Below are 7016 nucleotides of genomic sequence, written 5' to 3'. Positions count from 1 at the left end.
CTGATCCATTACATGACCATGTGGGCATTCATCATCACCGTGGCTCTGCACATCTACCTAAGTTTGGCGGAGGATTTCAAGTCATTCCTGTACATGTTCTTTGGGGTTAGACCTGAGGAGTGATAGTGGGTAGCGCCGATTCAAAATTTCGTGAACAGATATTCGTCGTGGGAGTGGGAAACATCCTGCTCAAAGATGAGGGGATAGGTGTTCATGTCATTCGAGAGATGGAGAAGCTGGATTTGCCCAGGAATGTGAGGGTTATTGATGGAGGCACCGCGGGCTTTGATCTTAGCTATCTCATCGAAGGCGCCGACAGACTCATAGTCATCGACGCTATCGACGCCGGGTGTGAGCCCGGCGCGATCTTTAAATTCCGTCCCGAGGATATCAAGGCGAAGCCCAAGAGATTCTTTACCTCCGCTCACGAGGTTGGATTGCTTGAGGCTCTGGAGATGGCAAAGCGCATGGGCATATGTCCCCAGACGGTTATCTTCGGCATTCAGCCCAAAGAAATCGATTGGGGAATGGAGCTCTCACCGGAACTTAAGGCAAAAATTCCTGAGATCATCGAGTTGATACTGGGAGAGATCTCATAAAAAATTCAAAATTTAAAATCAAAATGCAAAATGGCAATGTCTTTGCATTTTAAATTTGTGTCAGATAAGTTGGCAAATGCAGCCTCGAGGCTGCATTTGCGTATCTTGGTGCTTTTAGTTAATATCTAAACAAACTCTGTGTTCGGTGAAGCCATGCACGAGCTGGGAATAACCGAGAATATCCTATCCATTGCCTTGGAGCAAGCCCAACAGCGAGGTGCCCAAAGGATATTAAAGATTAGACTCAAGATCGGCGAGATGACCGCCGTTGTTGATGAGTGCATACGATTTTATTTTGAGATATTGAGCAAGGATACCATGGCCGCGGGTGCTGAAATTGAGGTAGAAAATGTACCAATTAAGGTCAAGTGTCCAAAGTGTGGAAAAACTCGAGAGGCTAGTGACTATAATTTCATTTGTCCCCAGTGTGGGGTATTAAGCGCTGAAATCGTTTCGGGAAGAGAACTTTACGTGTCTAGCATCGAGATAGAATAAATCGACCCTCGTCTCCCGTCCTCGAGAAATTTTTGAGATTCGAGAGTCGAGTGACGATGTGACGAGGACTGGGGGTAAAGATGGAGATAAAAGTGCTTCAGAAGATCCTCGAAGCCAATGAAGCAATCGCCAGGGAGAATGCCCGATTATTTAAGGACAAAGGGGTCTTTGTAATCAATATTATGTCATCACCTGGAGCTGGGAAAACCAGTTTTATTTTGCGTACTCTTGAGAAGTTAAAGAATGATTTTAAAGTGGCGGTCATTGAAGGAGACATCGCCTCGAAGGTGGATGCGGAGAAAATTCGGGAACAGGGAGCACCCGCCGTCCAGATAAATACCGGTGGTGCCTGCCATCTCGATGCCAATATGATCAAGAATGCCCTAAATCTTTTAAATTTGGATGACATCGATCTACTGATCATCGAAAACGTGGGCAATCTCGTCTGTCCAGCGGAGTTCAATCTGGGAGAGGATCTGAAACTGATGATTTTAAGCACCCCCGAGGGTGATGATAAACCCCTCAAATATCCTCAGATGTTTACCCTATGCTCTGTTCTCGTCCTCAATAAAATAGATCTACTTAACCAAACCAATTTTAACGTTCAAAAAGTGAGGGAATCCGCGACGAAATTAAATGCAAATCTCCAAATCTTTGAAGTCTCCTGCACAACAGGACAGGGAATAAACACTTGGGTTACCTGGTTAAAAAATAAGTTTCTTGTGACTCGATAGGAAGGGGAGAAACCGAAACCCGAATTCCGAAACTCGGAACTCGAAAACCCGGAACTCTGAATAAAAGGGATTTTAAATGTCAAAATTGATCGTTTGCGAAAAGAATATAGCTGCGAGAAGGATTGCTTATATCCTTTCCGAGGGGAGGGCAAAGCTTGAGAGGATTCACAATGTGCCCGTGTATGTTTTTCATGACCTGCCTGCCCGTCCAGCAGGCGGGCCTGCCGGTAGGCATGGTAGGGGGGAGGAAGTGAAATGCATTGGACTGAAGGGACATATTTTGAAGGTCGATTTCCCCGCACAGTATAACAACTGGCAGGAAATAAACCCCATAAAGCTCATCGACGCTCCCATAGTCAAGGTGCCCACCCAAAAATCCATCCTTAAAGCTTTACAAAAGGTGGCAAAAGATGCAGATATTGTGGTGATTAGCACGGATTTTGATCGCGAAGGGGAGCTGATAGGCATCGATGCGGTGAATAAGATCAGGGAAGTCAACCCGAATGTAAAAGTGAAGAGGGCGAGATTCTCGAGCTTAACCGAATCTGAAATCAAAGGGGCCTTTTCCAATCTCGAAGATGTGTATATCAGCCTTGCTCAGGCGGGAGAGGCGAGGCAAGATATTGACCTCATTTGGGGGGCCACGCTAACTCGTTTCTTATCCCTCGCCTCATCGCGTTTGGGCAGACAGTTCCTTTCCGTGGGGCGGGTGCAGAGCCCAACTCTGTGTCTGATCGCGGATAGGGAGAAGGAAAGGCAAGAGCACAAGCCGAAACCATACTGGCTGGTAAAAGCCTTGTTTGAATCCCCCGGCTCTGAGCAATTTATTGCTCTTCATAAGATCGAGCGATTTTGGGACAAACGGGAAGCGGAGGCGGTACTTTCCAGACTAGGGAAAATGGGCAAAGTTGTCGATATTTCCACGGTCAGAAAGAGGCTCAAACCACCAACACCTTTTAATACCACTGCATTTTTGAGTGCAGCTGCGTTCGTTGGTGTATCTCCTTCAAGGGCCATGCGCATCGCCGAAAATCTGTACATGGAGGGACTCATCAGTTACCCGAGAGTGGACAACACCGTCTATCCTCCCTCTTTAAATTTCGAGGGAATCTTAAAAATTCTGGAGGGGAGCCCCGAATTGGGTAATCTTGCAAATCTTGTCCTCAGGCAGGAGAAGATCATCCCCACCAGAGGAAAAACGGAGGCCACTGATCATCCACCCATTCATCCCACGGGTTTGGCCCAAAGGAAAGACTTAAAAGCTCAAGAGTGGAAGATTTACGAGCTCGTATGCCGTAGATTCTTTGGAACCCTCGCCCTGGAGGCCGTGGTTGAGAGCATAAGAATCGATATCGAATCTGGTGGGGAACCTTTCTTCGTTCGAGGTAGCACGGTGGTGAATGAGGGATGGCTAAAGTTTTACCCTTACGGTCGCAAAAAAGACGAAGAAGTACCCACTCTTAAGAAAGGTGATGAGTTAAAACTCGTCAAACCCATATTAAGGAAGAAGGAGACGCAACCCCCATCTCGATATTCCCAGGGGCAGTTGATTCAGAAAATGGAGGCTCTTGGACTTGGAACAAAGAGCACGAGGCATGAGATCATCAAGAATCTTTACGACAGGGGTTATATCCATGGCAATCCCATCGTCCCCACAGAGATGGGATTGGCCGTCGCCGAAGCCCTAAGGAGGCACGCCGACACGATTTCCACACCCCAGATGACAGCTGAGCTAGAAAAGGATATGGATGCCATAGTCGAGGGGAAAGTTGCCAGGGAAAGCGTGGTCGATCGCTCAAGGAATATTCTCGCCAGGATCATGCTGGATTTAGGCAGGAAAAGGGCGGTGCTTGCGGGGGAGATAAGGGAGGGTATTCGAGAGGATAAAATCATTGGAAAATGCCCTCGTTGTGGGATGGATTTAAAGATAATTCGGGCTAAAAAATCGAAGAAAAGATTCATAGGATGCACGGGATATCCTGAATGCAATATGGCATATCCCCTTCCCCAATATGGCGAGATCATCACCTTAGACGATGTTTGTGAGGCATGTCATTCACCGAAGATCAAAGTAATTCGGAGACCCCCGGCTAGTCGGGGTGGAAAATCCCCAAAACCTTGGGTTTTGTGTATCGACCCCAATTGTCCCACTAAGAAGGGAAGTGATTAAGAAAGTCACAATTCGCAGGATAAAGAACTTTTCCGTTTTTAAACGCTAAGATAGTTAACGGAATTTTATGTTGGGGAGAGAATGAGGCTGGCAATTGCTCAGTATCGTGTTGTGGAAGAACTCACTCAGAATTTAACCAAGGCAATCGTAGATATTGAACCCAGGGACTTTGTGAGATATAAAAGGTTGCGAAAACACGGCGTAATGCCCGAGCTCCTTAAACAAAAGTTTGAACATGAAAGGGCGATGTTGTAAGGAAACTCAAGTGGAAAAGTTTTTGGCAAAGTAGTTTCCGAGGGAGGAAAGATGGGGAAAATAAGCATTATAGGTAGTGGACATGTGGGAGCTACATGTGCATTTGACATTGCTCAGAGGGAGCTGGCAGATGTGGTATTGCTGGATATTCTGGAGGGAATACCTCAAGGCAAGGCTCTAGACATGATGGAAGCCTTTCCACTTAAGGGCTTCAATGGCAAGGTCGTGGGCACCAACAATTACGCGGACATCCATGATTCCACGCTTGTGATAGTGGCCGCCGGTTTTGCTAGGCAACCCGGGATGTCTCGCCTCAATTTACTGGGAAAGAATGCACAGATCGTAAAATCTGTTACCGAGAATATAGTAAAATTCGCCCCAGAATCGATGATCCTCATGGTCACCAATCCCCTGGACATCATGACCCATCTGGCTTTCAAGGGCAGCGGTTTTGAAAGAAATAGGATATTCGGCATGTCCGGACTCCTAGATGCTGCGAGATTTAGTCATTTTATCGCCCTTGAATTGGGAATCTCCGTAAAGGATGTTTCCGCCATGGTCCTTGGAGCCCATGGAGATTCCATGGTTCCTCTACCCCGTTTTTCCACGGTCTCGGGGATTCCCATCACCGAGCTCTTATCTTCAGAGGTTATAGAAAGAATAATAGAGCGAACTCGAAAGGGAGGCGCGGAAATAGTCTCTCATCTCAAGACGGGGAGTGCCTTTTATGCTCCAGCTACAGCTGTTGTGGAGATGGTCGAATCCATCCTCAAGGATAAAAAGCGTATCCTCCCCGTATGCTCATATCTCGATGGCGAATATGGTTTAAAGGATGTCTGTGTAAGCGTTCCTGTAAAACTGGGAGAAAATGGAATAGAGGAAATAATCGAGTTGAGGCTAACTCCCGCGGAGAAGAAGGCATTACACGCCTCTGCCGCTACTGTTAAAGAAGGTATCAAAAGCTTAAGTATTTAATACACGGTACAGGATTAAGGATTAAGGGTAAGGAATGGCTTAATTCTTAATCCTTACAGCTTTTTTACGGATTTAGGATACGGATACAAAAATAAAATTGTTTTAACCGTGGCATAGTGAATCGGAACAAAATTCGGCAGGCTCTAGAGAAAATTAAAAGGAAATCATCTTATCTTGAATTATTGAAAAATGAGGATTTCCTCGCTCTCTGGCTCGGTCAAGCCATTTCAAACCTGGGTGATTGGATAATCATCATCGCCCTAATCGAGCTCGTTTACAAGATTTCGGGCTCTGGCTTGGCTGTAGGGACCCTCATGATATTCAAAATTTTGCCTGCACTTTTCTTCGGTTCCATCATCGGTGTATTAGCGGATCGCTTTAACAGAAAAAGGATCATGATCTCCTGTGATATCTTCCGTGGCTTGCTGATAGTTTTGCTCCCTTTCATGAAGAATTTATTCCAAATTTATTTAATAACCTTCGTGTTGGAGACCTTTTCCCTGCTTTTTATACCAGCGAAGGATGCCAGCATTCCAAACATTGTTGACGAGGAACAGATTCTCACCGCCAATTCCCTGTTTTATACCACCAACCATTTCACGATGATACTTGGAGTAACCTTTGGTTCAACGATAATTCTTCTCGTGGAAAAGGTTTGGGGACACATTCCCTTCTTCCAGCGTCTTACCGGACCTAACGCTGCCTTTTACGTCGATGCCTTTACCTTCTTCATTTCGGCTGCCGCCATCGCCATGATATATTTACCACCTTCAGAACACGTGGCAAGGAGGATCAAATATCACCAGATAAAGGAGGACATAGTCGGGGGTTTAAGATTCGTGAGGAATAATTCCTTAATTCGATCACTGATAATGAGCATCGGGATCGCCATATTGGGCATAGGAAGCATTTATTCTTTGGGAGTTATCTACTGTTACCAGGTATTAAAGGTCGGAAAAGGTGGTTTTGGCTACCTTCTTTCGGCGCTTGGTATGGGCTTGACCCTTGGATCCATCTTCGCTGCTTTCCTGGGAAAGCGCTTTTCCAAACGAAGATTATTTGTCGTCTCCATTTTGACATTGGGTCTCGCCTTGATCTTCTTTGCCAGTATCTCCTATTACGAATCGGCCATGATAATCAGCTTCATCGCCGGCATTGCCCTAGCTTTGCTCACAGTTTCAACTTATACCTTATTGCATGAAAATGTCGAGGATACGATAAGGGGAAGGGTCTTCACGGCTCTCGAGTCCTGCTTAAGGATATCACTTCTTGTTTCCATAGCCTTAACCGGAGCTGTAGCCGATATTTTGGGACAAAGGGTACTAAAATTGGGAGCTCACACCATTTACCTCAACGGAGCCAGAGTTACACTTTTAATGAGCGGCATAGTGGTGATCATAGCCGGTCTTTTCGCCCAACGGTTCCTCGTCCGGACCGTCTGAAGGATATCCAGACGGGCCTGAAAGAGATTGGGAGGATATGATATAATGTGCTAGCTCATTGGAGAATCTTTAGTGGAAACTGAAGTCCAGACGGATATCCGGGGAGAGGCAAAATGGTGGGAGTCTTTATCACCCTTGAAGGGGTGGAAGGTTCCGGAAAAAGCACTCAGATGAAACTCCTCGCGGAATATTTGCGGGGAAGAGGTTATCGGGTTCTAACCACGCGTGAGCCGGGGGGTACTCAGATCGGAGATAAAATACGGGATATTTTATTGAACCCCGATTTTAAGGAGATGAACTATAGAACTGAAGTTCTGCTCTATGCTGCAGGTCGCGCCCAACATGT

Annotated in this window: 8 protein-coding genes; all 8 read left to right on the top strand. The window is 46.1% G+C overall.

Annotated features, from left to right (window positions below; translation table 11 throughout):
- Window positions 1–125 precede the first annotated feature (125 nt).
- The gene (locus AB1466_00555) at window positions 126–599 is read left to right on the top strand and encodes a HyaD/HybD family hydrogenase maturation endopeptidase (protein MEW6188595.1); all 474 of its coding nucleotides are present in this window, start codon (window positions 126–128) and stop codon (window positions 597–599) included.
- Window positions 600–752: 153 nt separating this feature from the next.
- Window positions 753–1094, top strand: a complete 342-nt coding sequence (hypA, locus tag AB1466_00550; protein ID MEW6188594.1) for a hydrogenase maturation nickel metallochaperone HypA — start codon at window positions 753–755, stop codon at window positions 1092–1094.
- 80 nt (window positions 1095–1174) lie between these two features.
- Window positions 1175–1828, top strand: coding sequence for a hydrogenase nickel incorporation protein HypB (hypB, locus tag AB1466_00545; protein MEW6188593.1), 654 nt, complete (start codon window positions 1175–1177; stop codon window positions 1826–1828).
- 76 nt (window positions 1829–1904) lie between these two features.
- A complete protein-coding gene (locus AB1466_00540) occupies window positions 1905–3998 on the top strand; it encodes a DNA topoisomerase I (GenBank protein ID MEW6188592.1) in 2094 nt (697 codons plus the stop codon).
- An 81-nt stretch (window positions 3999–4079) separates the two neighbouring features.
- Window positions 4080–4253: a hypothetical protein gene (locus AB1466_00535; GenBank protein MEW6188591.1), complete on the top strand. Its 174-nt coding sequence runs from the start codon at window positions 4080–4082 to the stop codon at window positions 4251–4253.
- A gap of 51 nt (window positions 4254–4304) precedes the next feature.
- Window positions 4305–5228, top strand: coding sequence for a malate dehydrogenase (mdh, locus tag AB1466_00530; GenBank protein ID MEW6188590.1), 924 nt, complete (start codon window positions 4305–4307; stop codon window positions 5226–5228).
- A 116-nt stretch (window positions 5229–5344) separates the two neighbouring features.
- Window positions 5345–6670 carry an MFS transporter gene (locus AB1466_00525; GenBank protein MEW6188589.1) on the top strand — a complete coding sequence of 442 codons (1326 nt, stop codon included), beginning with the start codon at window positions 5345–5347 and terminating at the stop codon, window positions 6668–6670.
- 113 nt (window positions 6671–6783) lie between these two features.
- On the top strand, window positions 6784–7016 hold a 233-nt coding region (tmk, locus tag AB1466_00520), incomplete at its 3' end, for a dTMP kinase (protein ID MEW6188588.1).

The organism is Actinomycetota bacterium (genome assembly GCA_040755895.1).
Classification (GTDB): domain Bacteria; phylum Actinomycetota; class Aquicultoria; order Subteraquimicrobiales; family Subteraquimicrobiaceae; genus Subteraquimicrobium.
Note: the sequence above shows the minus strand (reverse complement) of the source record. Positions and strands in the feature narration are given on the sequence as shown.